The 21,828-nt window shown below is 64.8% G+C and carries 33 protein-coding genes and 1 other RNA gene; 29 read left to right on the plus strand and 5 right to left on the minus strand.

Annotated features, from left to right (window positions below; all coding sequences use genetic code 11):
• Nucleotides 1-4 precede the first annotated feature (4 nt).
• Both KGR00_RS06620 and KGR00_RS06625 read right to left on the minus strand, forming a co-directional pair.
• Complete coding sequence (locus KGR00_RS06620) at nt 5-679, minus strand: hypothetical protein (protein ID WP_224417230.1); 675 nt, start codon at nt 677-679, stop codon at nt 5-7.
• Between the two features lie 578 nt (nt 680-1,257).
• Complete coding sequence (locus KGR00_RS06625; RefSeq protein WP_224417229.1) at nt 1,258-1,929, minus strand: helix-turn-helix domain-containing protein; 672 nt, start codon at nt 1,927-1,929, stop codon at nt 1,258-1,260.
• A gap of 151 nt (nt 1,930-2,080) precedes the next feature.
• Here KGR00_RS06625 and KGR00_RS06630 point away from each other — a divergent pair, with 151 nt between their 5' ends.
• The 4 genes from KGR00_RS06630 (at nt 2,081) to KGR00_RS06645 (ending at nt 7,414) form a co-directional block, all read left to right on the plus strand.
• Nucleotides 2,081-4,429 carry a cytochrome P450/oxidoreductase gene (locus KGR00_RS06630; protein WP_224417228.1) on the plus strand — a complete coding sequence of 783 codons (2,349 nt, stop codon included), beginning with the start codon at nt 2,081-2,083 and terminating at the stop codon, nt 4,427-4,429.
• 90 nt (nt 4,430-4,519) lie between these two features.
• Nucleotides 4,520-5,554, plus strand: a complete 1,035-nt coding sequence (locus tag KGR00_RS06635) for a TRAP transporter substrate-binding protein (protein ID WP_224417227.1) — start codon at nt 4,520-4,522, stop codon at nt 5,552-5,554.
• A gap of 64 nt (nt 5,555-5,618) precedes the next feature.
• Nucleotides 5,619-6,116, plus strand: a complete 498-nt coding sequence (locus tag KGR00_RS06640; RefSeq protein ID WP_224417226.1) for a TRAP transporter small permease — start codon at nt 5,619-5,621, stop codon at nt 6,114-6,116.
• On the plus strand, nt 6,113-7,414 hold the full coding sequence (locus KGR00_RS06645) for a TRAP transporter large permease (protein WP_224417225.1): 1,302 nt from the start codon (nt 6,113-6,115) through the stop codon (nt 7,412-7,414). The genes KGR00_RS06640 and KGR00_RS06645 overlap by 4 nt, the downstream gene beginning before the upstream one ends.
• A 321-nt stretch (nt 7,415-7,735) precedes the next feature.
• On the opposite strand, the gene KGR00_RS06650 is transcribed toward KGR00_RS06645, so the two are convergent.
• Both KGR00_RS06650 and KGR00_RS06655 read right to left on the minus strand, forming a co-directional pair.
• Complete coding sequence (locus KGR00_RS06650) at nt 7,736-8,020, minus strand: hypothetical protein (RefSeq protein WP_224424172.1); 285 nt, start codon at nt 8,018-8,020, stop codon at nt 7,736-7,738.
• Nucleotides 8,021-8,049: 29 nt separating this feature from the next.
• Nucleotides 8,050-8,769: a helix-turn-helix transcriptional regulator gene (locus tag KGR00_RS06655; protein ID WP_224424173.1), complete on the minus strand. Its 720-nt coding sequence runs from the start codon at nt 8,767-8,769 to the stop codon at nt 8,050-8,052.
• Between the two features lie 167 nt (nt 8,770-8,936).
• Between KGR00_RS06655 and KGR00_RS06660 the strand changes: the two genes are divergently transcribed.
• Together KGR00_RS06660 and KGR00_RS06665 are read left to right on the plus strand one after the other, a co-directional pair.
• Complete coding sequence (locus tag KGR00_RS06660) at nt 8,937-9,293, plus strand: helix-turn-helix domain-containing protein (RefSeq protein WP_224424174.1); 357 nt, start codon at nt 8,937-8,939, stop codon at nt 9,291-9,293.
• Between the two features lie 2 nt (nt 9,294-9,295).
• Nucleotides 9,296-9,733, plus strand: a complete 438-nt coding sequence (locus KGR00_RS06665; RefSeq protein ID WP_224424175.1) for a hypothetical protein — start codon at nt 9,296-9,298, stop codon at nt 9,731-9,733.
• A gap of 12 nt (nt 9,734-9,745) precedes the next feature.
• On the opposite strand, the gene KGR00_RS06670 is transcribed toward KGR00_RS06665, so the two are convergent.
• Complete coding sequence (locus KGR00_RS06670; RefSeq protein WP_224424176.1) at nt 9,746-10,021, minus strand: hypothetical protein; 276 nt, start codon at nt 10,019-10,021, stop codon at nt 9,746-9,748.
• Nucleotides 10,022-10,129: 108 nt separating this feature from the next.
• Between KGR00_RS06670 and KGR00_RS06675 the strand changes: the two genes are divergently transcribed.
• The 23 genes from KGR00_RS06675 (at nt 10,130) to KGR00_RS06785 (ending at nt 21,823) form a co-directional block, all read left to right on the plus strand.
• Nucleotides 10,130-12,190 carry a DNA-binding protein gene (locus tag KGR00_RS06675; protein WP_224424408.1) on the plus strand — a complete coding sequence of 687 codons (2,061 nt, stop codon included), beginning with the start codon at nt 10,130-10,132 and terminating at the stop codon, nt 12,188-12,190.
• A gap of 39 nt (nt 12,191-12,229) precedes the next feature.
• Nucleotides 12,230-12,949: an ATP-binding protein gene (locus KGR00_RS06680; protein ID WP_224424177.1), complete on the plus strand. Its 720-nt coding sequence runs from the start codon at nt 12,230-12,232 to the stop codon at nt 12,947-12,949.
• 14 nt (nt 12,950-12,963) lie between these two features.
• Nucleotides 12,964-13,575, plus strand: a complete 612-nt coding sequence (locus tag KGR00_RS06685) for a hypothetical protein (RefSeq protein ID WP_224424178.1) — start codon at nt 12,964-12,966, stop codon at nt 13,573-13,575.
• Nucleotides 13,572-13,937 carry a hypothetical protein gene (locus KGR00_RS06690; protein ID WP_224424179.1) on the plus strand — a complete coding sequence of 122 codons (366 nt, stop codon included), beginning with the start codon at nt 13,572-13,574 and terminating at the stop codon, nt 13,935-13,937. The genes KGR00_RS06685 and KGR00_RS06690 overlap by 4 nt, the downstream gene beginning before the upstream one ends.
• Nucleotides 13,934-14,548, plus strand: a complete 615-nt coding sequence (locus KGR00_RS06695; RefSeq protein WP_224424180.1) for a hypothetical protein — start codon at nt 13,934-13,936, stop codon at nt 14,546-14,548. The genes KGR00_RS06690 and KGR00_RS06695 overlap by 4 nt, the downstream gene beginning before the upstream one ends.
• Complete coding sequence (locus tag KGR00_RS06700) at nt 14,545-15,018, plus strand: hypothetical protein (RefSeq protein ID WP_224424181.1); 474 nt, start codon at nt 14,545-14,547, stop codon at nt 15,016-15,018. The genes KGR00_RS06695 and KGR00_RS06700 overlap by 4 nt, the downstream gene beginning before the upstream one ends.
• A 1-nt stretch (nt 15,019) precedes the next feature.
• Nucleotides 15,020-15,259, plus strand: a complete 240-nt coding sequence (locus KGR00_RS06705; protein ID WP_224424182.1) for a hypothetical protein — start codon at nt 15,020-15,022, stop codon at nt 15,257-15,259.
• A complete protein-coding gene (locus tag KGR00_RS06710; RefSeq protein ID WP_224424183.1) occupies nt 15,256-15,876 on the plus strand; it encodes a DUF3164 family protein in 621 nt (206 codons plus the stop codon). Before KGR00_RS06705 ends, KGR00_RS06710 begins: the two co-directional genes overlap by 4 nt.
• A gap of 1 nt (nt 15,877) precedes the next feature.
• Complete coding sequence (locus tag KGR00_RS06715) at nt 15,878-16,096, plus strand: hypothetical protein (RefSeq protein WP_224424184.1); 219 nt, start codon at nt 15,878-15,880, stop codon at nt 16,094-16,096.
• Between the two features lie 10 nt (nt 16,097-16,106).
• Nucleotides 16,107-16,427, plus strand: a complete 321-nt coding sequence (locus KGR00_RS06720) for a hypothetical protein (protein ID WP_224424185.1) — start codon at nt 16,107-16,109, stop codon at nt 16,425-16,427.
• Nucleotides 16,427-16,493: hammerhead ribozyme type II (locus KGR00_RS06725), an RNA gene on the plus strand. Before KGR00_RS06720 ends, KGR00_RS06725 begins: the two co-directional genes overlap by 1 nt.
• A gap of 9 nt (nt 16,494-16,502) precedes the next feature.
• Entirely contained in the window at nt 16,503-17,201 is a 699-nt protein-coding gene (locus KGR00_RS06730; RefSeq protein ID WP_224424186.1) for a DUF2786 domain-containing protein, read from the plus strand.
• Complete coding sequence (locus KGR00_RS06735) at nt 17,198-17,608, plus strand: regulatory protein GemA (RefSeq protein WP_224424187.1); 411 nt, start codon at nt 17,198-17,200, stop codon at nt 17,606-17,608. Before KGR00_RS06730 ends, KGR00_RS06735 begins: the two co-directional genes overlap by 4 nt.
• Nucleotides 17,608-18,012 (plus strand): Mor transcription activator family protein, encoded by a 405-nt coding sequence (locus tag KGR00_RS06740; RefSeq protein WP_224424188.1) that lies wholly within the window; start codon nt 17,608-17,610, stop codon nt 18,010-18,012. The genes KGR00_RS06735 and KGR00_RS06740 overlap by 1 nt, the downstream gene beginning before the upstream one ends.
• Before the next feature lie 26 nt (nt 18,013-18,038).
• Nucleotides 18,039-18,368: a hypothetical protein gene (locus KGR00_RS06745; RefSeq protein ID WP_224424189.1), complete on the plus strand. Its 330-nt coding sequence runs from the start codon at nt 18,039-18,041 to the stop codon at nt 18,366-18,368.
• Between the two features lie 189 nt (nt 18,369-18,557).
• Nucleotides 18,558-18,857, plus strand: coding sequence for a putative holin (locus KGR00_RS06750; protein ID WP_224424190.1), 300 nt, complete (start codon nt 18,558-18,560; stop codon nt 18,855-18,857).
• Nucleotide 18,858: 1 nt separating this feature from the next.
• Nucleotides 18,859-19,350: a hypothetical protein gene (locus tag KGR00_RS06755; RefSeq protein ID WP_224424191.1), complete on the plus strand. Its 492-nt coding sequence runs from the start codon at nt 18,859-18,861 to the stop codon at nt 19,348-19,350.
• Nucleotides 19,338-19,955, plus strand: a complete 618-nt coding sequence (locus KGR00_RS06760; RefSeq protein WP_224424192.1) for a transglycosylase SLT domain-containing protein — start codon at nt 19,338-19,340, stop codon at nt 19,953-19,955. The genes KGR00_RS06755 and KGR00_RS06760 overlap by 13 nt, the downstream gene beginning before the upstream one ends.
• Nucleotides 19,940-20,335: a DUF3450 family protein gene (locus KGR00_RS06765; protein ID WP_224424193.1), complete on the plus strand. Its 396-nt coding sequence runs from the start codon at nt 19,940-19,942 to the stop codon at nt 20,333-20,335. Before KGR00_RS06760 ends, KGR00_RS06765 begins: the two co-directional genes overlap by 16 nt.
• Nucleotides 20,332-20,619, plus strand: coding sequence for a hypothetical protein (locus tag KGR00_RS06770; RefSeq protein WP_224424194.1), 288 nt, complete (start codon nt 20,332-20,334; stop codon nt 20,617-20,619). Before KGR00_RS06765 ends, KGR00_RS06770 begins: the two co-directional genes overlap by 4 nt.
• Complete coding sequence (locus tag KGR00_RS06775) at nt 20,619-20,966, plus strand: DUF2730 family protein (RefSeq protein ID WP_224424195.1); 348 nt, start codon at nt 20,619-20,621, stop codon at nt 20,964-20,966. Before KGR00_RS06770 ends, KGR00_RS06775 begins: the two co-directional genes overlap by 1 nt.
• Nucleotides 20,963-21,268: an ArsR family transcriptional regulator gene (locus KGR00_RS06780; protein ID WP_224424196.1), complete on the plus strand. Its 306-nt coding sequence runs from the start codon at nt 20,963-20,965 to the stop codon at nt 21,266-21,268. The genes KGR00_RS06775 and KGR00_RS06780 overlap by 4 nt, the downstream gene beginning before the upstream one ends.
• Nucleotides 21,269-21,271: 3 nt before the next feature.
• A complete protein-coding gene (locus KGR00_RS06785; RefSeq protein ID WP_224424197.1) occupies nt 21,272-21,823 on the plus strand; it encodes a DUF3486 family protein in 552 nt (183 codons plus the stop codon).
• Nucleotides 21,824-21,828: the final 5 nt, after the last annotated feature.

Below are 21,828 nucleotides of genomic sequence, written 5' to 3' on the forward strand. Positions count from 1 at the left end.
GCACTTATCCATCAGGGGGTGTGGTATTGCGTACACGAACATATCCCTCGGTGGTCTGCCACCAAGGGCGCCCAGAGACTTTGCCGCGCAGCTCAATGCTTTCGCCCACCTCGAGCCATCTCACCACCGGCGACCAAGGAGTGGGTTGCTGACGCACGGCAGTTCTTGCTGTTGTCATGACATGGCCATGTTGTATCTCTACCGGCAGGGCAGTCGTGGGCATTCGAGGGGGGCCGACGGCGAAAAAACCGTTGATGCGCTGGTCCAGGGCATCCTTGCGATAGGCCCGAATGAACCTGCCCTTGCCAGTGAGTTCGAGAACAATGCCCACGAGGCGACCATCGAGTAAGAGTTGAGAGCCGCTGATCCCTTTGAAACCCTCTCTGTCGAGAATCAGTGGAGCGGCTTCGATATGTCGATCGTCAAGGGCGGTAAAACGGACTGGCAAGGATTCGATTCCTCCTGTTTCACGGATACGCAAGACAACGCCTTTGTGTCCCTGGGCGACGGCAGTATGCAAGCGCTCTTCCAGGGAGTCGGGGCGGGGCCAGTTGGAGTGGCAGGTTAGACGCCCCTCGGCTTCGACCCGGATGACCGCTATGTCGTCCCCGAAATTCGTCAGTGCTTCAGCCGGGGCGCGGGTTCGGTCGGCGTTGACGGCTTCGAGATCAAGCCCCATCCCGACAACATGCTGTGGAGTAACGGCAAAGCACTCGCCACCACGGGCGCGCAGTATGCCCTGACCCCGCTCGAGGCCTTCCACCAATACTGCCTAGGTCGCGGAAGCAGGCAGGCTGGCAATTACCAGCGTGCCGAGAAATCCTGCGGTCGCAGTCTTTCGCATCCGTTAACCCTCGCCGTCAGTTCCCTATGACAAGGTAGCCGAAGCTGTCGTGTGATAGCGTTTGTTATGTTTAGTACTCGTCAGAACCATTGAAATGGTGCTTTTCGGACTGCGCTGCTGGCTTTTAACAATTCGAGAGTTTGTTTAAAAAGTGGTGGGGCATAGATGACAGCTTATCTCCATGCGAGAAGTCTACTGCCAAGAAACGGTCATTGATTGGACTCAGGAGGGGAAGCCGCAACGACTGTTGATGGAAGGTGGCGATGACAATGCTACGGGCTATCCCCTCTCTCAATCTGGCTCTGTATTCCCGCCGCCCGCTTGGTGGCGTCTGATGCTTCCATTGTGTGTGGTCGATCCGTCCCGGTTCCCGGCGCTGTCCGACCATCCCGGAATCTTCTCGCATCATGAGGTCACGCCATCAGATCCTTGAGTCGTGCCACACAGGCCTGAATGGCACTTGCCGCTGCGTCGGCATCCAGGTCGTCCAGTGCCACGACGCCGACGCTGCCTTCGAAGCCCGAGCGGGATGCCGGATCGCACAGCGGACAGGCCACGCCCACGGCGCCACGCTGGAGTTGCCCGCGGGTAATGCTGTAGCCCTGGCGGCGAGCGTCGCGTACCGCGTCGCTGTCCGATTCGGACTCGGGGCGCGCCGAGAGGATGGCAATGCCGGCGGCGCCGATGGTCAGGGGGTGTCGGCTCCCCACCCGGTAGCCGACCCGGAGCAATGCCTCTTCGGGTTCGGCCACCATCAAGGCTACGCACTCGTCGCCTTGGGCGGCGGACAGGTAGGCTGTGGTGTTCGTCTCGCGGGCCAGGCGGCGCAGCAAGGGTTCGGCCACGCTGCGTAACTGCGGCTCGAATTGCGCGGCGAGGCCGAGAATCCCCCCGCCCAGGCAGATGGCCCCGTCCTTGCGGCGATAGACGAGGGCGTTAGCCTCCAGTGTCGCGACGATGCGGTAGACGATCGCCCGGTTGATCCCCAGCGTCTCTGCCAGCTCGGCAATGCTCAGGCCGCCCGGGTGGCGGGCGATGATCTTCAGGGCCTGGAGACCCCGATCGAGGGTTTGCAACTGACTCATCGTGCTGGCTCGCCGTTCAGAAATCACTGCTTAGACTTTGGACTAGAAAGCCCGGGGTATCCGCTGTCCTCCCCTTGACCCCGGTCGAGGGCTTACCTATGTTCGTTCACAGAACAAGTCTTTTCAATAAAAGTAAATAACGAGACTCGCCATGCCCGCGCCCCGGACCTCACCGCGCGCCGACGAGGGACGTTGTCCTTTTCACGCCGCCGCCTCTCATGCCTTCGATGTCGCGCCGAACGGCTGTCCGGTATCGCCGCAGGCGGCAGCGTTCGACCCCTTCGAAAGCGACTATCAACTGGACCCGGCGGAGGCGCTGCGCTGGTCCCGCGATCAGGAACCGGTCTTCTACAGTCCCAGGCTCGGCTACTGGGTGGTCAGCCGTTACGCCGATGTGAAGGCCATCTTCCGCGACAACCGGACGTTCTCGCCGTCCATTGCCCTGGAGAAGATCACGCCCGTCACCCAGGCCGCACAGGACACGCTCAAGCGCTACGGCTATGCCATGAACCGCACCCTGGTCAACGAGGACGAACCGGCCCACATGGAGCGCCGCCGCGCCCTGATGACGTCCTTCGAACTGGACGAGCTGGCGCATCACGAACCCATGGTGCGGCGCCTGACGCGTGACTATCTGGATCGGCTGGTCGACAAGGGCGAGGCGGACCTGGTCGATGAAATGCTCTGGGAAATCCCGCTGACCGTGGCGCTGCACTTTCTCGGTGTGCCCGAGGAGGACATGGACACGCTGCGCGAGTACTCCATTGCCCACACGGTGAATACCTGGGGACGCCCCTCGCCGGACGAGCAGGTGGCCGTCGCCGAGGCGGTGGGCAAGTTCTGGCAATATGCCGGCCAGGTCCTGGAGAAGATGCGACAGGACCCTTCCGGCCACGGCTGGATGAAGTACGCCATTCGCCGCCAGCAGGAGCTGCCGGAGGTGGTCACCGACTCCTACCTGCATTCGATGATGATGGCCGGCATCGTCGCCGCCCACGAGACCACGGCGCATGCCACCGCCAACATGTTGCGCCTGCTGCTGGAAAATCGCGCGGTCTGGGAAGATCTCTGCGCCAACCCGTCGTTGATCCCCAATGCCGTCGAAGAGTGCCTGCGTCTGTCGGGGTCGGTGGCCGCCTGGCGACGTATCGCCACGACCGATACACGGATCGGCGACGTGGCGATCCCCGAGGGGGCGAAGCTGTTGATCGTCAGTGCCTCGGCCAACCATGACGGCCGGCACTTCGAGAATCCCGACGAGCTGGACATCTACCGGGACAACACCACCGATCACCTGACCTTCGGCTACGGCAGCCACCAGTGCATGGGCAAGAACCTCGCCCGCCTGGAGATGCGTATCTTCCTCGAAGAATTCACGCGTCGCCTGCCGCACATGGCCCTGGTTCCCGAGCAGACGTTCAGCTTCGTGCCCAATACATCGTTCCGTGGCCCGGAGCACTTGTGGGTGCGCTGGGACCCGACCCAGAACCCCGAGCGTCGCGATGGCTCGATCCGTGAGCAGGGGCGCGACTTCCCGCTGGGCGCGCCCTCCCGGCGCGATGCCGAGCGGGAGGCGGTGGTGACTCGGGTCACCCGCGAGACGCCCGATGTCATCCGCCTGGTGCTGGAAGATCCGCGCGGGCGACCGCTGCCGCGCTGGACGCCGGGGTCCCACATCGATCTGACCGTAGGCGACGTCACGCGCAAGTATTCCCTGTGCGGTGACCCGGACGACGAACATCGCCTGGAAATCGCCATCCGCCGGGAAGCACCGGGGCGGGGCGGCTCCCGCTACATCCATGACACGGTCGAGCCACAGGCCCGGGTGCGTCTGCGTGGCCCGCGCAACCATTTCCGGCTGGACGAGACCGCCGACGACTACCTGCTGATCGCCGGGGGCATCGGCATCACCCCGATCATCGCCATGGCGGATCGCCTCAAGCGGCTCGGCAAGCGTTACACCATCCACTACGGCGGCCGTTCCCGAGCCGCCATGCCGCTGCTGGCGCGTCTGATGCGGGATCATGGTGAGTGTCTGCACCTGTATCCCGCGGACGCCGGGCGGCGCCTCGACCTTCCCGCCGTCCTGGCCGGACGCGGCGAGGCCCCGGTCTATGCCTGTGGCCCGGAACGGCTGCTCGATGCGCTGGCAGAACTCACCCTGGACGACGCGGATGCCATCCATGTCGAACACTTCAGCGCGGGTCAGGCGATCCTCGATCCTCGCCAGGAGCAAGCCTTCGAGGTGGAGCTGACGGACTCCGAACTGACCGTGCCCGTGGCCGCCGACCAGACCGTGCTGCAGGCGCTGCGCGCGGTCGGTGTCGACATGCCCAGCGACTGTGAAGAAGGGCTGTGCGGCACCTGCGAGGTGGCCGTGATGGCGGGCGAGGTTGACCACCGCGACAAGGTTCTGACCGCCGACGAGCGAACCGCCAACCGGCGCATGATGACCTGCTGTTCCCGCGCGAAGTGCGGCAAGCTCGTGCTGGGGCTCTAGTTGATCGATAACGACTTCCTCCTGGCCCCTGACGGCCGAACAACAAGACCAATCCCACCTCCGCGCCTGCGGAGCAATCAGGAGTTCCCCGTGAACAACAAGACACTCACCCTGGCCACGCTAGCCGCCGGCGCGACGCTGCTGATGTCGCAAGCCGCCTCCGCCCAGACCACGCTCAAGGTCAGCCATTACCTGCCTCCCGTGCATGGCATCCATACCGATTTCATCGTGCCCTGGACCGAGCAGGTCACCCAGTGCACCAATGGCGAGGTCCAGTTCGAGATCTATCCGGGCGGCACGCAGCTGGGCAACGTCGCCAAGCAGCAGGAGCAGGTGCTGGCCGGGGTCGTGGATATCGCGCACGGCCTTCAGGGCATTCCCCGCGGGCGCTTTCCGCGCACCTCGTTGATCGAGTTGCCGTTCATGACGCGCGACGCCGGGGCCGCCAGCGAGACGCTGTGGGCGATGTATCCCGAGTACCTGGCACCCGAATATCGCGGCCTCAAGGTGCTCGCATTGCATGCCCACAACGGCGGGCTCATCCACACGGCGGACAAGAAGGTGGAAACCATGGAGGACATGCAGGGGCTGCGCCTGCGGACTCCCAGCCCTGCCGTCTCGCAGATGCTCACGGCGCTGGGGGCCACCCCGCAGGGTCTGCCGCCGGGTGAGGTCTACGAGAACATCCAGAAGCACGTGATCGACGGAACCGTCTTCCCCTGGGACCCGGTGAAGTCGTTCGGCCTGAACGAGGTCCTCCATTATCACCTGGACGCCGGCGCCTATACGGTCCCGTTCTTCTTCGTGATGAATCAGCGCAAGTACGACTCGTTGCCCGGGAACGTCCAGGCGTGCATCGACGAGGCGTCGGGGGACTCGCTGGTGGCCAAGTTCGGAGACTGGTGGGACAAGTGGGATGCCGCCGGCCGCGAGGAGGCCGTGGCCTCCGGGGATGTCATCACCCACCTGACGGACGCCGAGCGTGAGCGCTGGCGCGAGGCGCTGCAGCCCACCACCGAGGCGTATATCCAGGAGACCGCCGATCACGGGGTCGACAACGCGCGCGAGATCTACGAACGCATGCGCGAGCTGCTCGCCGAGAAGCAGCAAGACGACGCCTCCTGAGCCTCCTCGCGTGGGGCGGCGCCCGTCAGGGTGACGGCCCGCCGTCTTTAGGGTGACCCTGTTTATGCGCTACGTGATAACTGCCTTGCGATCCCTGGTCACGCTGACCGCCGTGATCGGCGTCGCGGCCTATGCGGCGGCCGCGCTGCTGACGGTGGCCGACATCATCGGCCGCCAGGTCGGCCACCCCGTACCCGGTGTGGTCGACCTGGTCCAGCTGTGCGTGCTGGGCGGGGCCTGGCTGGTCATTCCCTACGCCTTCATGACCGGGGCCCATGTGGGCGTGGATCTGCTCGTCGAGTCGCTGCCCCGTCGGCTGACGCGCGTGCTGCGGGGCGTCGCCGGGCTGGCCGCCATGGCGCTGCTGGGCATGATGCTCGACTTCTGTTACGCCACCTTCCAGCAGCAGGTCATGTTCGGCGATCGTTCGCAGCAACTGGGTATCCCGATCTTCTACTACTGGGTGCCGCTGCTGTTTGGTGTCGGCCTCTCCATCGTCGGAACCGGACTCGGCCTGCTGCCGTCCTCTCGGCCGGCCACAGCCTCGGAGGTCGCCTCATGAGTGGTGCGATGCTCGGTCTGGCCGGTTTCGGCCTGACACTGGCGTTGATCGCCTTCGGCTTCCCGGTCGCGGTGGCCATGGCGCTGGTGGGGGTCGGCGGCTTCTGGTGGCTGAACGGGCTCATGGGGGCCGGGTTCATTCTCGGCTCGTCACCCTTCGAGGCGATCTTCCCGTACTCGCTGAGTGTCGTGCCGCTGTTCGTGATGATGGGGGTCTTTGCCGCGCGCGCCGGGCTGTCGCGCTCGCTGTTCGACATGGTCAACAGCTTCCTGGGTCATGTCCGAGGCGGGCTCGCCGTCACCGGGGTCGGCGCCTGCGCCATCTTCGGCGCCATCTGCGGGTCGTCCCTGGCCACGGTCGCGACCATGGGGCGCGTGGCGATCCCGGAGATGGAGAAGCGCGGCTATGATGGCTCGCTGTCATCCGCCTCCATCGCCGCGGGCGGCACGCTGGGTGTGTTGATCCCGCCCTCCATCCTGCTGGTGATCTACGGCATCCTCACCCAGACCTCGATCGGCCAGCTGTTCATCGGCGCTATCCTGCCCGGGATCATCGGGGCGATGCTCTATGGGCTGGCGATCATCGTGCGGGTACGCATGGCCCCGCATCTGGCGCCTTCCACGCCCCGGGCGGGGTGGGGCACACGGCTGGCTACCCTGCGTCGGGTCTGGGGCGTGCTATTGCTCTTCGCACTGGTGATCGGGGGCATCTATCTGGGCTGGTTCTCGCCCACCGAAGCCGCCGCGGTGGGGGCCGTCGGTGCCTTCGGCCTGGCGCTGATTTCCGGGGAGCTCGATCGCCGGGCACTGTGGGGGGCGGTGCGGGAGACCGCGGGCCTGACCGGGATGATCTTCTTCATCCTGATCGGCGCGTCGCTTTTCAACTATTTCCTGGAAACCACCGGGCTGCCCAGCGCGCTGATCGACGGCATCGAGGCCAGCGGCCTGTCGCCGGCCATGGTGCTGGTGCTGATCATGCTGTTCTACATCATCCTGGGCTGCTTCATGGATGCCATGTCGATGATCCTGCTGACCGTGCCGTTCCTGGCGCCGGTCGCGGCCTCGCTGGATTTCGACATGGTGTGGTTCGGCGTGCTCGTGGTGACGGTGGCCGAGATCGGCCTGATCACCCCGCCCATCGGCATGAACCTGTTCGTGGTCCAGGCCACCCAGCCTCATCTGACCCAGCGAACGGTGATCCGCGGAATCCTGCCGTTCATCCTGGCGGATGTCGTGCGGCTGGTACTGCTGGCGGCGCTTCCCGCGCTGACCCTGTGGTTACCCGGGAAGATGTTCTAGGCGTGAAGTCCCGCGGAGTGATGGAGGCCTTCAGCACCCTGGCAGGTTTCGTCACCGGCGGGAATCGAGGATGGCTTTCCGGCAGGCTGTGAGGTGGTGCTTTATATGGCATAGGGGGGAGCGCGTCGAAATGTGGGACGAAATGGAACCGGGCGGGACTAAGCGGGATAGTGATCTTGCAAAACTATCAATAGCTTACGCGTAATATGGCAAGAGCGGAGGCTATACGACAAACACCGGATCAATGCCAAAGGCACGCTAATCAGAAAAAAGGCCGTCTCGCTATGAGGCGGCCTTTTTTGCTCTACATTTGGCACCGGCCTAGTAGGGGTCCAAATTGCTCCAAGTCCTACCTGCAGCCTTTGTCACCAGAATCGAACTCTCTTTGCCTACGCGTCCAGCTGCCCGCTTGGCACGCCGAAGAACTTCATGCATGTCGTCTATTACACCATCGTAATTGTATTCTGCATCAGGTAGTTGCACCTTGTTATCGTTCTTGCCAATCAGGTAACGCAGGAACCCCAGCTGCTCCATAGCTTCATGCAAGTCTTCGTAATCTTCCCAAGATGCTCCCTGCAACACCACACGCACTGTGAACTTAGCCATTCCTGCCTCCTCTTATTTTCAGTGAGTTACTACAGCCACCCCGCTGCCCATACGGCACGGCCGATGATCTCCAGCTCGTCGAGCCGGTCACGAGGCACCAGGATCTCGCGATAGGCGGGATTCGCACTGATGATGGCGACGCCATCGAATTGGCGCTGCAGGCGCTTGGCGTACAGGTGGCCGTCCAGGCGGATCACGTAGATCCCTTCACCTTCGATTGTCGTCCTGGTGTGATCGACCAGCACGGTGTCCCCACTGTGCAGTACCGGCTCCATGGACTCCCCATCCACACGGATCGCCGATAGGTGATCGGGCGTGAGGCCCTGTTTGCGCAGGCTATAGCGCGTGAAGGAAATATGCGTGAGCACCCGACAGCCCTCGTTCCAGGCGCCATCACCCGCGCTGCACTGGGCGTCATAGAGCGGAACGAACGCGTACTCGTCGTCCACCACCCCATATTCCGCCTGGGCATCTGAAACGTTCGTGCCTTCTGGTTCTTCGCCGCTCGCCAACCAGCTCAGGGACACCCCACCAGTCTTCGCAATTGCAATGAGCGCCTTTCTGCTCGGTTCGCTCCCCGTGAGGTAGCGCTGAAAACCGCTCTGCGACAGCCCGGCGGCCTTCGCAAAAGCGGTTGCGCTCCCCACTTTTGCGATCACCGTTCGTAGCCGCTCGATGAAGGCTTGGTTACTTTCAAGTTCCTCCAGTGAACTTGAAAGTGGTTTTTCCGCTGACACGGGCGCTTTCATGTTTCTTAAAGCCCTGATTTTAAATGTATTTTTGCACCTCCCACCTGCGGGAGCCTGCAATTGAACTTGAAACACTCAATTGAGGTTGACCGATCACCTCAATAGCGTTTATGTTTATGGGGAAAGACAGGTTAGACACCCCAAAAAAACGCCATCGAGGTGACGCCATGAACCAGGAGATACCTATCAATCCCACTCAGCGCTGGGAGTGGCTGAAATACCAACTCCGCAGCCGGGGCAGCTCGTTCCGCAAGCTCAGTGACGAGTTGGGCGTCTCCAGCAACGCGGTCCTCATGGCGAAGTACGGTCCCTATCCGCGCATGGAGCGAGCTATCGCCCGCAAGCTCGACCTGTCGCCTTCCACTATCTGGCCCGAGCGCTGGAATGCCGACGGCACTCCGAGCCGTCAGCGCCCCAATCGCGCTGAGCGTCAGGCCATTTCATATCGAAATAGCAATTTTGATCACAAAGATGATAGCGGGTCTAACGCTATCGCGCACCGTCAAGCGGCTGGGGGTGCGTGACCATGAGGCGCGTCAAGGACACCCAGACGCTAGACATCTTCGAGGTGCCGGTGCCGATCGTCCCGACACCCGGTAGCGGCAACTATGCGGCCCAGGTCAGCGAGTTGGTGGGAGCAACGCTCAAGGATTGCCCGATCGATCGCTACGAGGTCGCGGCGCAGATGAGCCGGCTCTCCGGTGACGACGTCTCCAAGCACATGCTGGATGCCTGGAGCTCACCTGCGCGAACCGAGCACAACATCCCGCTTTATCGGGTCCCTCTCATCGAGGAGGTGTGCCAGAGCCACGCCTTCACGGACTGGCTCGTACACCTGCGCGGTGGTCGGGTCGCCTACGGTCGCGAAGCGTTGGCAGCCGAGTACGGACGTCGTCAGCAGATGATGGACAAGCTCAAGTCGGACATGCGCGAGCTGAAGAAACTGATGGGAGAAGAGGAATGATTGATCGAAGCCCTATCGAGCAAGCCGCTGCGCGTCGAGAGCATCAACAATTGACTCGGCTAAAGGCACGTATTCATCGCACCCAGGCAGATCGCGATACAGGCGACACCACCGCCGAATCATTTCTTGCCGATCCTGCTCTTGAAGAACGCCCTGCGTCTCAAGCTCCAACAGGAGAAAAGCAATGAAGTCCGTCTGCGCGTTCGTAATCTCGCGCATCTGCTTCAGCGAGGCGCGGATCGGTTCAGGTACATCCTTTAGAAGCTCGTCGAATCCATCGTTTTCCATTGAGAGTTCCTCTGCTGAGTTGGGTTTGGTTGGCGCCTCTCAACTTAGCGAAGAAAGGGACTCTCGCCCATCCGTGGGAGGTCGGTCATGAACTGCCAGACTTCTCCCATGACCCACGGTTGGTATAGCGCTAAAGAACTGGCCGGGCTTCCGGGCATGCCGAGCACGGTCCAGGGCGTGAATACGCGCGCCAAGGCTCAAGGCTGGGAAGCGCAGAAGCGCATGGAGCGCGGTGGCGGTTACGAATACGCCTTCGCCGTGTTGCCCACCGAGACGCAAAACGCCTTGCTCGCGCGGACTGTCGGCGAACCGGAAGCCGCCCTCGTCGAGCCTGCCGCGACAGACGAGCCGCAGGATCTCCCTGAACAACGCAGGCTCACCGACGCCCAGCGCCAGGTGATGGCCGCGCGGGTCGCCTTCGTGCGCGAGATCGAGCGCATGACGAAGATGGTCAGCCAGCAGCGTGCCATCGACACCTTGGTCGCCCTGGCGCAAAGCGGCGATCTCTCGCCGTACCTCGCTCAGCGGGTGGTGATGGCCAACGACCGCAAGACGCCGACCCGGACCCTCAGCGAGCGCACCCTCAAGCGCTGGCTGGCCGAGTTCCGCAAGCATGGCGAGCGGGGCCTGGCGCCGAAGCGACGCCAAGCTGATATGAGCATGCCACCCTGGGCTGAAGGCTTTCTCCAGCGCTACCAGCGCCCTCAGAAACCCAGTGTCGAGGCTGCCTATCAGCAGTTGGTCGAGCAGACCAAGCCGCCGCATCCGAGCATCCACCAGGTTCGCCGCTGGCTCGCCAAGCTCAGCCCGGAGGCTCGTGAGCGTGGCCGCATGGGGCCGCGCGAACTCAAGGCGCTGCAGCCGTTCAAGCGGCGGACCACCGACGGCCTGTGGCCCAACGACGTATGGGTCGCCGACGGCCATACCTTCGACGCCGAAGTGATCAACCCGCTGACCGGCCAGGCGTTCCGGCCCGAGGTCACGATGATCATCGACTGGGGCACGCGTCGTATTACCGGCTTCGCGCTCAACCTCGCCGAGTCGACCCTGGCCACCCTCGACGCATTGCGCGACGCCGTCAGCCGCGCCGGCATGTTCAACCTGTTCTACGTCGACAACGGTTCCGGCTTCGATAACGCCAGCGTCTATGAAGTGGTGGACCGCTTGGGCGGCACCATCACCCACTCGCTGCCGTACAACTCCCAGGCGCGCGGCGTCATCGAACGCGTTCACCACTCGATCCTGGTCAACCTCGCCAAGACCCTGCCGAGCTACATCGGCGCTGACATGGATAAAGAGGCCGGCACCCGCGCGCACCGGCTGTCGCGGCGCGACATCGCCAACGGCCTGAAGCCGGCGCAGATCCCGAGCTTTCAAGAGTTCTACGACCGGCTTTGCCAGGCAATCGACACCTATAACCATCGCCCCCACAAGGGCCTGGCGAAGATCCGTGATCTGGAGTCGGGCCGGATGCGAAATCGCAGCCCCATGGAGGCCTGGAAATCGGCCGAGGCCGACGGCTTCGAGGCACTGACAGCACCGGCCGACGTCGTCGCCTCGCTGATGCGCCCGCAGGAGGTCCGCAAGACCCACCGTGGCGAGGTACGCATCAATTCCGGCATCTACTTCCTGGATGCACTGCGCGACTTCCATGGCGAAGAGATCCGCGTCGCCTGGGACTACCGCGATACCGGTGCCGTGGGCGTCTACACCCTCGACGGCGAATGGATCGGCGAAGCCACCCTGGACGGCAATGCCACCCCGGCGATGCCGGCCAGCATGATCCAGCGCGCCGCCGACAAGCGGGAGAAGGGTCAGCTCAATCGCCTGGTCAAGAAGGCCAAGACCATCACCGGCCGGGACGTCGAGATCCGTGCCATCGACCCCGAACCGGCCCAGCCCGATTACAACGCCAGCCAGCTCGAGGACGCCCGGGCCTACGCCCGCCATCTCGAGGACCAGCGCACACGCTTCGAGATCCCCCAGGACAAGGTCCAGCGGTACCGCCTTTGGCACAAGTTGGATGCGCGCCTGCGCGCCGGGGAGGCCCTCGGCGAGGCCGAGCAGCGCTGGCATGAGAACTACCGGAATCACAGCGACTTCCGCGCGATCGAGCGCGTGATGGGCGCGGACGGGAAGCCACCCGCCCGCACCCGGCGGGCCATGTGAGCGCATGGCCCATGACACCCAAGCCAATGAGGAACTGAAATGAGCGTCAACACCATTGTACCACTCACCAATGTCGCCTTACTGGCGAGCGCCGTCGAGTCTGCCGCCAACCGCCCACCGGAGTTGCCCGGGCTGGTGGTGATGTACGGCCCGTCCGGCTACGGCAAGAGCCTGGCGGCCGCCTATGCCGCCAACCTGCACCGCGCCTACTACGTCGAGTGCCGCGAGAGCTGGACCAAGAAGGCGTTTCTGGTCGCGATTCTTCGCGAGATGGGGATCATCCCCATGAAAACCCTCAGCGAGATGGTCGACCAGGTCGCCGAGCAGCTCTCCCGCTCCGGCCGGCCGCTGATCGTCGACGACGTCCAGTACGTCATCGACAAGGCCGCCGCCAACGTCCTCACCGACATCTATAACGCCAGCCAGGGCACCCTGATCCTGATCGGCGAGGAACGCGTGCCGGCGTCCATGGGGCGCCTCGAGCGCCTGCACAACCGGGTGCTGGAATGGGTACCCGCGCAGGCCGCCAACCTCGACGACATCCGCGCCCTGGCCGAGAAGTCCTACCCCAACGTCGAGATCGCCGACGACCTGCTGGAGACCGTCAATCACCGGGTCAAGGGCTGCCTGCGCCGGGTCGCGGTGAACCTCTACCAGATCCACTCCGAGGCTCTGGCCAACGGCTGGCAGCGCATCGACCTGGCCACCTGGGGCGAACGCCACATCCACACCGGCCAGCCGCCGGCGCGTCGGGGGTGAGCATGGTTCGAGCAATGTCCCGCAGTGCCACGACCGCCGTGCCCAACCGCCAACGGATCTGGGAGGCCATCCGCGCCCTGCACGCCGACGGTCAGCCGATCACGGCACGCGACGTCTGGGCCGGCATGCCCGACACCATGCCGCGCACCCGCGTCGACGACTACATCCGCAGCCTGGTGGCCGGTGGCTACCTGAGATGCCGGAACCCGGAGCGCCGCCGTGGCGTGGCCGCCGAATACGCGCTGGTTCGCGATGTCGGCGTCGAGGCCCCGCGTGTGCGTCGCGACGGCACCCAGCCACCGACTCCGGGGCGCGAGCAGCTCTGGCGCACCCTCAAGATCGTCGGCGACTTCACCGCCACCGAGCTGGCCGATGCCGCCAGTACCCCGACCACGCCGATCGCCCAGGCGACCGCCGCCGAGTACTGCCATTTCCTCAAGGGGGCGGGCTATCTACAGGTGACCCGCCCGGGCGCGCCGGGCGTGGCCGAGCGCTACCGGCTGATTCCCAGCCGCTGGACGGGGCCCCAGGCGCCGATGATCCAGCGCACCAAGCGGCTGTTCGATCCCAACACGGGCCAGGTGGTCTTCGAGCGCGTCACCAAGACCGAAGGGGGTGAGCCATGAGCCGCGTCGACATCAGCGCCTGGGGTGACGAGCCACCGCGCTGGGTGCAACTGCTCGCCGCCGAGGTCGAGGCCAGCAACCGCAAGCGCGCCGCCGAGCGCATCGGCATGTCGCGCACCGCCGTCTCGCTGGCCCTGGCCAATCGCTATTCGAGCCCCAGCACCGCCGGCATCGAGCGCCGCGTGCTCGACGCCCTGGACGGTATCGACTGCCCGGCGCACGGCGAGACGATCAGCACCCAGCAGTGCCGGGCCTATCGCGAGCGGCCGGCGCCCACCCACAACCCCATGGCGATGCGCGTATGGCGCGCCTGCCAGGGCTGCCCGCACAACCCCGCCAATCAGGGAGGCGACGACCAATGACCATCCGAGGCATCTGCCCCGAATGCGGCATGAACGCCGATCTCGCGGCGTTCGTCGCGCAGGGCGAAAACAACCAAGCACTGGCCGCCGCGCTGGAGATCCCCTCGACGCTCGGCCCGCGCGTGATCCGCTATCTCGGCCTGTTCCGACCGCCCAGCCGCGCGCTGGCCGCCAGCAAGGCGCTGCGCCTGCTCACCGAGTTGCGCGACACCATCGCCAGCGGGCGCATCGACCGCAAGGGCGTCAGCCGCCCCGCGCCGGTCAGCGTCTGGGCCGCCGCCCTGGACCAGCTCCTGGAGCGTCCGCCGAGCAAGCTGCCACTGACCGGCCACGGCTATCTGTTCGAGATCGTTGCCGGCATCGCCGACAAGGTCGACGCCGAGCAGGAGCGCCAGCGCGAGACCGCCGCCCGTAGCGGTGCCAAACCCGCCGCCAACGTCACCCCCACCACCGCAGTGCGCGAGCGCAGCACCGATGAAGTGTTAGCCGAGCACCGTCGTCTCGCGGCCAGTGGTAACGCCCGCGTTAGCGCGTCGACCACCCAGGCCGGCCCCAAGTCACTGGGCGAGTTGCTCAGGCAGGCCCCCAACCCCGAGGAGCGTGAGTCATGACCCGTTACCCCGACGAAACCCTGGCCTACTACGCCGATCGATTCGTGCTGCTCGGGCTCGCCCGCCACGACATCACGCTCGAGCAGTACCTGGCGAGCCCCGAACGGACCGAGGGTCTGGCGCGGTACCGGGCGCTGCGCATGCACCGCCACGGCATCACCTGGGGGCAGTACCTGGCCGACCCGCAGTACTGCGAGGCCCGCGCCCTCGATCCCGAGCCGCCGTCGCCCGAGCAGCACGGCGCCATCCTGCGGCTATGGGCGCACCAGGACACCGGGCTCGCGGTCGCTCCGCAGCCCGTTCCGGCGCCGGTCGAATCGCCCTGGACCGAGAGCTGGCAGGACGTCCTGGAGCGCTGCCGCGCCGAGGTCGACCACCTGCCGCAGCGTAACGGGGCCATCGTCGAGCCGCTGCATCACCACCGCTTCAACCGCCGCAACAACTGCCATTTCAGCAAGCGAGGTGCCTGACATGAACCCCATCATGCGACTGATCGATACCGACGAGATCGGCGCCGCCACCGTTCGCGAGCTGCTCCACGACATGGGCGCGGACGGCGATCGGCAAGCGGCGATCGCCATCGTCAAGCGTCACCACTTCACGCCCCATGCGGCCTTCGTCTGTCTGCATGGCGCCCACACCGCCCGCTACATGGCGGCGATCGAAGCCGTCACCCGAGAGATCAACCAGGAACAGGAGCCGCGCTCATGACCGCACAACCCCAGATCCCCGACGGCTATCGCCTCGACGCCAAGGCGCGGCTGATCCCTGAGGACAGCATCAAGCCCATCGACAAGGCCCGCGACGAACTCGTCCAGGAGCTGGTCACCACCGCCATCGAGCTCAACCGGGCACTGGCTCAGTTCAAGGCTGCCGCCTTCGGCGACATTGAAAGTTTCGTCCAGCTCTCCGCCGAGGAGTACGGCGTCAACGTTGGCGGAAAGAAAGGCAACGTCAGCCTGCTGAGCTTCGATGGCCGCTACAAGATCCAGCGCGCCATCCAGGACCACATCGTGTTCGACGAGCGCCTCGAGGCGGCGAAGGGGCTGATCGACGAATGTCTCAAGGACTGGACCGACGGCGCCCGCTCCGAGATCAAGGTGATCGTCCAGGACGCCTTCCGTACCGACAAGCAAGGCAACCTGCGCACCGGCGCGGTGCTCGCCCTGCGCCGCCATGACTTCGACGATCCGCGCTGGCTACGCGCCATGGATGCCATCTCCGATGCCGTCCAGGTGACCGGCTCCAAGTCGTACATCCGCATCTACGAGCGGATCGGTGACAGCGACCAGTACCGCCCGATCAGCCTTGATATCGCGGGAGTGTGAGATGAAGTCAGCCACCATCCGCGTCCGCGACGCCATGGGCGGCTATGCCGCCACGCTCCAGGGCCAGCGCGCGACCTGCGCCTGGAGCCACGAAGAGGCGGCCCGACGGGTCGCCCGGAAGGTCTACGGCGACGAGGTGGACGTCGTCAATGACTACCTGCGCGACGGCGATGTCGCCGCCGGGGTCAAGTACCGCTACCACGTCGCCCACAACGCCTGAGAGAACACATATGACGGATTCAATCGAGCAGTTCCCGCACCTCGAAGATCTGGTGCGCGAGGCTGACAAGGCAGAGATCCCGGAGCAAGCCATGAGGGTGATTCTGCGGGCCGAGCAGCACCATCAAAAGGTCCGTGATCAGCTCCAAGAGATAGTCACGCTGGGCGATCGCGGCGCCAGTATCAGTCTGGGTGAAGGCGGACTGGAGCTGGAACCCGGTACGCAGCTTCACAAGGGCTTCGTGACGGGTATCCAAGTGGCTCTCCACCTGGTGGGTAAGTTCCCGCTGAAGGTGAAGCACGCCAGCGAGATCGATACGGAAGACGACTGAAGCGAAACGCCCCCGGTCGGGGGCGTCTGCCGGGCGTGGTGGCCCGGTACTGATGAGCAGCCACCTGGAGTTCTCATGGACCGCAAGACCCTCGACAAGATCAAGAAATGCCTGGCGCTGGGCCGTTCCAGCAACGTCCATGAAGCGGCGGCCGCAATGCGTCAGGCACAGAAGCTGATGGACGCCCATGGCGTTACGCCCGGCGACGTCGCGGCCAGTGAGGTAGAGAGCCACATCGCCCGGGCGGGGGCCGGCAAGACGCCGCCCACCCACATCGCGATGCTCGCCAACATGGTCGCCAGGGCCTTCGGGGCCGAGCTGGTGTATCGCCCGCTGCCCGCAGGCAACCGCTGGATCGGCTGCGTCGAGTTCTACGGCGTGAACGGTGCCGGCGAAGTCGCGGGCTACGCCTTCGAGGTGCTGGGCCGCCAGTTGAACCGCGATCGCAATGCCTACCTGGCCACCCTCAACAAGCGCATCAAGCGGACCACGAAGATCCGCCGTGGCGATCTCTACGCCCAGGCCTGGGTCGAGACCGTTGCCCAGCAGGTGACGACGCATCAGCGCACCGAGGCCGAGGACCAGATCATCGCCACCTACCAGGCGATGCGCTGGTCGACACCGCTCGAGGAACGCCAGGGACGGGACAACACCAAGGGCATGCGTAGCCACGACGTGGACGCGCTGTACCAGGGGCGCCGGGACGGCAAGAAGGTCAGTTTCCACCAGGGCGTGAACGGCACACGTCAGGCTGTGATCGGGAGCCAGTCATGATCAGTAAGGGCAAGTTGGCTCAGATCCATATCGCGAAATCCCAACTGGGACTCGGTGACGATGAGTACCGGGCGATTCTCGCCCGTGTCGCTGGTGTGAGCAGTGCCAAACAGCTCACAAACCGCAACGTCGGCGCAGTGATCACCGAGTTCCAGCGCCTGGGCTGGACGCCCAAGCCGGCCAGGAAAGCCGGCCGCCGGGCGCCACGCCCGCCGGCAACCCGACAGGCGGTGATGGCCAAGGTCGAGGCGCTGCTGACCGATGCTGGCCGCCCCTGGGCCTACGCCGATGGCATGGCCCAGCGCATGTTCCAGACCGAGCGGGTCGACTGGCTCGACGACGACCAGCTCCAGCGGCTGATGCAGGCGCTGATCATCGACGCCAAGCGTCACGGAGGTGACGGCTGATGTCTGACGATAACCTGGATATGGGCTTCGAGATCCCCGACGATGCCCTGGAGCGCTTGCAGGACCCCGAGATCCTCAAGAAGTGGCCCCAGGGGCTTAGCGATATGCTCTCGGTGATCGAGTCGGCACACCGTCGCGCCGGCGACGATGACGAGACCGCCCGCATTCGGGCGTTTCGTGCCGTCCGGGCCCTGGCTGGCTTCGCCGGCGGGCGCTCATTCTACGTACCCAAGGGCGAGGCGCTGGAGCGAGCGCTGCGCGACAGGGAGATATGGGAGTCGTTCGATGGCGGCAACGTCTCGACGCTCGCGACGCGGTACCATCTCACCGAAGCCCAGATCTACTCGATCCTGGCCGAGCAGCGTAAGCTTGCCCGGGACCGGGTACAGCCTGGGCTGTTCTAAAAGAAAAGCAGACGCAGGGGAACATCATGAAGAGGATCACTATCGCAGTAACCAGTATGCTTGTCGTGCTGCTATCAGGTTGCGGGAAAGACCCGATTTCCATGAGCGAAGCTCAAGCAATAGCCGCGCAGTCCGATGATGCAGGCCGCTACCAAAATGAGTTTGCCAAGGCCATCCAACAGCTGAGTACCAAAGATGACTGTCAAACGGAGGTCATGCGTGATTTTGGCGGCTTCTCTCGAGTGACCGGGGACAACTTCTACTTCATCTACTGTGGTAAGCCCATGAACGCAGCCCGGCGCTGGTACTACAGCCCTTTTAGCGAGAAGCTGAGTCGAATCAAGGCGGAAATGTGATGCGTATCTCGCTCCAGCAACCGCTTTACAGAGCCCGTTAATCAGCGTTGAATGCTTCGCAGATCATCCCGATGCCCCGCCCCTGAGCGGGGCATTTTCGTAAACCGCTTGATTCCCGCCGCATCCCACCCGCGCTCTAGCCTGACATCACGCTAACACTTGCCTGATGTCACCCGCTGGAGATTCCCCGTGTACGCCAAACTCCGTGACACGCTGCGCATCGGCCCGTGGCTGATCCTCGCCCTGATCATGACCACCGCCGTGGGCATGCTCTATCCCCACCAGCTGGGTCTGTTGCTGTGGTCGCTGGCGAAGCTCTCCTGGGGCGCCTATCTCGGCTACTGGATCGACCGCTCGCTGTTCCCCTATGCCCGGCCTGGGGCATTCACCGTCAGCAACACCAACGGGCTGCAGTCTGTCGCGCTGCTGATGCTGCGCCGGGCGATCATCATCGCGGCTGCACTGATCGCCCTGGGCCTGGGGGTGTGACGTGATTACCGCGCAACGTCGGCTGCTCGAGGCCGTCGATTCACTGCAACGCGAGCGGCGCGCGCCGGTCCCCGATTGGCTGATCCCCGTCGCCGTCGCCGTCAACGTCATCGGCGGCGCCGAGCGCGACGCCCTGGTCAAGCGCGTGCGAGGGCTGATCGATGACGGCCTGTTGAGCGAGGCGCGCGACCACCCGCTGGGTGCCGGCATCGAGGTCACCGCCCAAGGGCGTCAGGCCCTGGCCGGTCTGGCGTCCGGGAGCGAGACACCCGACAAACCCAAGCCGTCGCGTGATGCCGACGCACCGTATGCGTTGCCCGACGATGACCACCTGCTCGCCGAGAGCTACGCACTGGTACTCGATTGCGCCGATGCGCTGGCGCGGCATCAGCACACCGATTCCACGCTGCTATCGCTCTATCAGCGCATCGAGACTCACTGCAAGACGCTCTGGCAGCGGCAAGAGCAAAAGGAAGCGTCGTGCGCCGATTGATTCTTCTCGCCATCCTCGCGCTCATCACGTGCGCGCCGGCACACGCTTGGCAAGTGCCGGTCGCTGCCGAGCGTTACCAGCGCGAGCTGGTCAGGGTGGTCGAACAGGAGTGGGGGCTCTCCGCGCCGGTGGCCATTCATGCCGCGCAAATTCACCAGGAGAGTGCCTGGCGATCGGATGCACGCAGCCCCGTGGGTGCCGAGGGGCTCAGCCAGTTCATGCCTGGCACGTCGGCCTGGATCGCCGAACTCTACCCGGACCTGGGCGAGGCCGCGCCGTATTCCCCGGGCTGGGCCATGCGTGCCCAGGCCCGTTACAACCGCTTCAACTGGCGCCGGATCGATGCCGGCGACGCCTGCAGTCACTGGGCGATGACGCTCTCCGCCTACAACGGCGGGCTGGGCTGGGTGCATCGTGACCAGCGCCTCGCCAGTGCCGCAGGTGACGATCCGAGCGTGTGGTTCGGCTCGGTCGCCACACACACATCGCGGGCCGGCTGGGCCGAGCGGGAGAATCGCGGCTATGTCGCGCGCATTCTGCTCACGCTGACACCACGCTACACCGCGGCCGGCTGGCCGGGAGGTGCGCCGTGCTCTCGCTCCTGACCCGGCTCATGCCGGGCTACGCCTGGCTGGCCTTGCTCGCTCTCGCGCTGTCGATCGGTGGCTGGGTGATCAATGGCTACCGGATCGACCGCCTCAAGGCCGAGCGCGACAGTGCCGAACAGCTCGCGCAGACCGAATCGCGCCGCGCCGACGAGTGGCAGGCCCGGGCCGAACAACGCCAGGCGGACCTCGAAGCGGCCCATCAGGAACGCCGCGAAGCTCAGGCTTCGGTGCGGCAGCTCCAGGAAGACCTCGCCACCCAGGACGCGAAGTACCGCCAGCTCCAACAACGTATCGCTCAGGCACCGCCCGAGGACGACGGGCCCGTTGCGCCGGTACTGCGCGATGCGATTCGCGACCTCCCCGAGGTGGCGCCGTGAGGTTTGCGACAGCCATGATGCTCGCGCTGCTCGCCGGCTGCGAGAGCGTGCCCGACCAGTCGGCGCCACCGCCCGATGCCGCGCCGGTGGTCTGCGCGCTGCCGGCGGGAATGACCGAGCGGCAGGCCGAGCCGGTACGGCCGACCGGGGACTACCCCCAGAGCGTCGCCGCCCAGTACCTCACGTCGCTCCACCAGTGGGGCGCCGAAGGCTGGCGGCGTCTCGACCGGGCCGACAACTACAGCCGCGCCTGCGAGGCGCGACACGAGCAAGCGAGGGACTGATGGAATCCTTGATCAATTGGAACGCGATGAAGGTGCTGTTCGACGTGCTGCAAGCGCTATTCATGGTGCTGGTCTCGGTCTACGTGTGGTGGACCAATCGCACGCGCGCCAACGGTCGCACCATTCAGGGCATCAACAAGCGCATCGATACTGTGGAGCGTGAGGTGGGCAGCATCAAACAGACCGTCGACAACATGCCGCATCACGGTGACATGGATCAGCTACGCAGCGAGATCGGGCAGCTCAACCGCGGCCTCGCCGAAGTCGTCGCTGAAATGAAGGGCAGCAACCAGCTGCTGCACCGCCTGCATGACTATTTGCTGACCGAACGGGGGAACGGACGATGAGCCAGGCATACCAGGACTTCGAGACCGAGGGCCGTCGCCTTGCGATCCTGCGCATTCTGAGCCGACGCAACGAGTACAGCACCAACGAATACTCCCTGCGCGACGAGCTGGCCGGTGCCTACGCCCATAACGTCAGCCGCGACAAGCTGCGTGGGGATCTCGCCTGGCTCGAGGAACAGGACCTGGTCATCACTCAGGCGCCGCGTGCCGGCTGGATCGTCACGTTGACCGCCCGGGGCAGCGACGTCGCCGCTGGTACTGCCCAAGTGCCGGGCGTCGCCCGCCCGCGCCCGGGAGTGTGAGCCATGGGTCAGCGATCCAAGGTGTTCGATCTGCCGCCGGAAGTCCGCGAGGAACTCAACGAACGGCTGGTCAGCACCGGCTTCCAGGGCTACAGCGCGTTAGCCGAATGGCTCTCCGAGCGGGGTTATAACGTCTCGCGTTCGTCCGTGCATCGTTATGGCCAGGATCTCCAAGAAGAGTTCGAAGAAGCCATGGGCAACGTGCGAAAGACCACCGAGATGGCCAAAGCCATGGCCGATGCGGTGGAGGATGACGAGGGCAACCTGATTGACGCCACTGCCCGCATCGTCCAGGAACAGTTGCTGCGTGTTTCGCTCGCCTTGCGCAAGGCCGAGCATGACCCGGAAGTCTCTGCTCATCATCTGGCCAAGGTATCCAAAGCCTTGACGAATCTGGGGCGTGTCTCGATCGCGCAGAAGAAGCATGCCAAGGAAGTGCGTCAGGAAGTCGCCCAGGAAGCCGCCGAGGCTGCTGATTCGGCCATGGCCGGCCAGGGCATGAGCCGCGAGGCGATCGACACCATCAAGCGGGAAATCCTGGGGATCGCCGGATGACTGTC

It is taken from the genome of Modicisalibacter sp. MOD 31.J (assembly GCF_020147985.1).
GTDB classification, from domain to species: Bacteria; Pseudomonadota; Gammaproteobacteria; order Pseudomonadales; family Halomonadaceae; genus Modicisalibacter; species Modicisalibacter coralii.

Excerpts from the sequence above, each read along its gene's own strand:
- KGR00_RS06620 (WP_224417230.1), bottom strand. The coding sequence starts at position 679 with ATGGGGCTTGATCTCGAAGCCGTCAACGCCGACCGAACCCGCGCCCCG.
- KGR00_RS06625 (WP_224417229.1), bottom strand. The coding sequence starts at position 1,929 with ATGAGTCAGTTGCAAACCCTCGATCGGGGTCTCCAGGCCCTGAAGATC.
- KGR00_RS06630 (WP_224417228.1), top strand. The coding sequence starts at position 2,081 with ATGCCCGCGCCCCGGACCTCACCGCGCGCCGACGAGGGACGTTGTCCT.
- KGR00_RS06640 (WP_224417226.1), top strand. The coding sequence starts at position 5,619 with ATGCGCTACGTGATAACTGCCTTGCGATCCCTGGTCACGCTGACCGCC.
- KGR00_RS06645 (WP_224417225.1), top strand. The coding sequence starts at position 6,113 with ATGAGTGGTGCGATGCTCGGTCTGGCCGGTTTCGGCCTGACACTGGCG.
- KGR00_RS06650 (WP_224424172.1), bottom strand. The coding sequence starts at position 8,020 with ATGGCTAAGTTCACAGTGCGTGTGGTGTTGCAGGGAGCATCTTGGGAA.
- KGR00_RS06655 (WP_224424173.1), bottom strand. The coding sequence starts at position 8,769 with ATGAAAGCGCCCGTGTCAGCGGAAAAACCACTTTCAAGTTCACTGGAG.
- KGR00_RS06660 (WP_224424174.1), top strand. The coding sequence starts at position 8,937 with ATGAACCAGGAGATACCTATCAATCCCACTCAGCGCTGGGAGTGGCTG.
- KGR00_RS06665 (WP_224424175.1), top strand. The coding sequence starts at position 9,296 with ATGAGGCGCGTCAAGGACACCCAGACGCTAGACATCTTCGAGGTGCCG.
- KGR00_RS06670 (WP_224424176.1), bottom strand. The coding sequence starts at position 10,021 with ATGGAAAACGATGGATTCGACGAGCTTCTAAAGGATGTACCTGAACCG.
- KGR00_RS06675 (WP_224424408.1), top strand. The coding sequence starts at position 10,130 with ATGACCCACGGTTGGTATAGCGCTAAAGAACTGGCCGGGCTTCCGGGC.
- KGR00_RS06680 (WP_224424177.1), top strand. The coding sequence starts at position 12,230 with ATGAGCGTCAACACCATTGTACCACTCACCAATGTCGCCTTACTGGCG.
- KGR00_RS06685 (WP_224424178.1), top strand. The coding sequence starts at position 12,964 with ATGTCCCGCAGTGCCACGACCGCCGTGCCCAACCGCCAACGGATCTGG.
- KGR00_RS06690 (WP_224424179.1), top strand. The coding sequence starts at position 13,572 with ATGAGCCGCGTCGACATCAGCGCCTGGGGTGACGAGCCACCGCGCTGG.
- KGR00_RS06695 (WP_224424180.1), top strand. The coding sequence starts at position 13,934 with ATGACCATCCGAGGCATCTGCCCCGAATGCGGCATGAACGCCGATCTC.
- KGR00_RS06700 (WP_224424181.1), top strand. The coding sequence starts at position 14,545 with ATGACCCGTTACCCCGACGAAACCCTGGCCTACTACGCCGATCGATTC.
- KGR00_RS06705 (WP_224424182.1), top strand. The coding sequence starts at position 15,020 with ATGAACCCCATCATGCGACTGATCGATACCGACGAGATCGGCGCCGCC.
- KGR00_RS06710 (WP_224424183.1), top strand. The coding sequence starts at position 15,256 with ATGACCGCACAACCCCAGATCCCCGACGGCTATCGCCTCGACGCCAAG.
- KGR00_RS06715 (WP_224424184.1), top strand. The coding sequence starts at position 15,878 with ATGAAGTCAGCCACCATCCGCGTCCGCGACGCCATGGGCGGCTATGCC.
- KGR00_RS06720 (WP_224424185.1), top strand. The coding sequence starts at position 16,107 with ATGACGGATTCAATCGAGCAGTTCCCGCACCTCGAAGATCTGGTGCGC.
- KGR00_RS06730 (WP_224424186.1), top strand. The coding sequence starts at position 16,503 with ATGGACCGCAAGACCCTCGACAAGATCAAGAAATGCCTGGCGCTGGGC.
- KGR00_RS06735 (WP_224424187.1), top strand. The coding sequence starts at position 17,198 with ATGATCAGTAAGGGCAAGTTGGCTCAGATCCATATCGCGAAATCCCAA.
- KGR00_RS06740 (WP_224424188.1), top strand. The coding sequence starts at position 17,608 with ATGTCTGACGATAACCTGGATATGGGCTTCGAGATCCCCGACGATGCC.
- KGR00_RS06745 (WP_224424189.1), top strand. The coding sequence starts at position 18,039 with ATGAAGAGGATCACTATCGCAGTAACCAGTATGCTTGTCGTGCTGCTA.
- KGR00_RS06775 (WP_224424195.1), top strand. The coding sequence starts at position 20,619 with ATGGAATCCTTGATCAATTGGAACGCGATGAAGGTGCTGTTCGACGTG.
- KGR00_RS06780 (WP_224424196.1), top strand. The coding sequence starts at position 20,963 with ATGAGCCAGGCATACCAGGACTTCGAGACCGAGGGCCGTCGCCTTGCG.
- KGR00_RS06785 (WP_224424197.1), top strand. The coding sequence starts at position 21,272 with ATGGGTCAGCGATCCAAGGTGTTCGATCTGCCGCCGGAAGTCCGCGAG.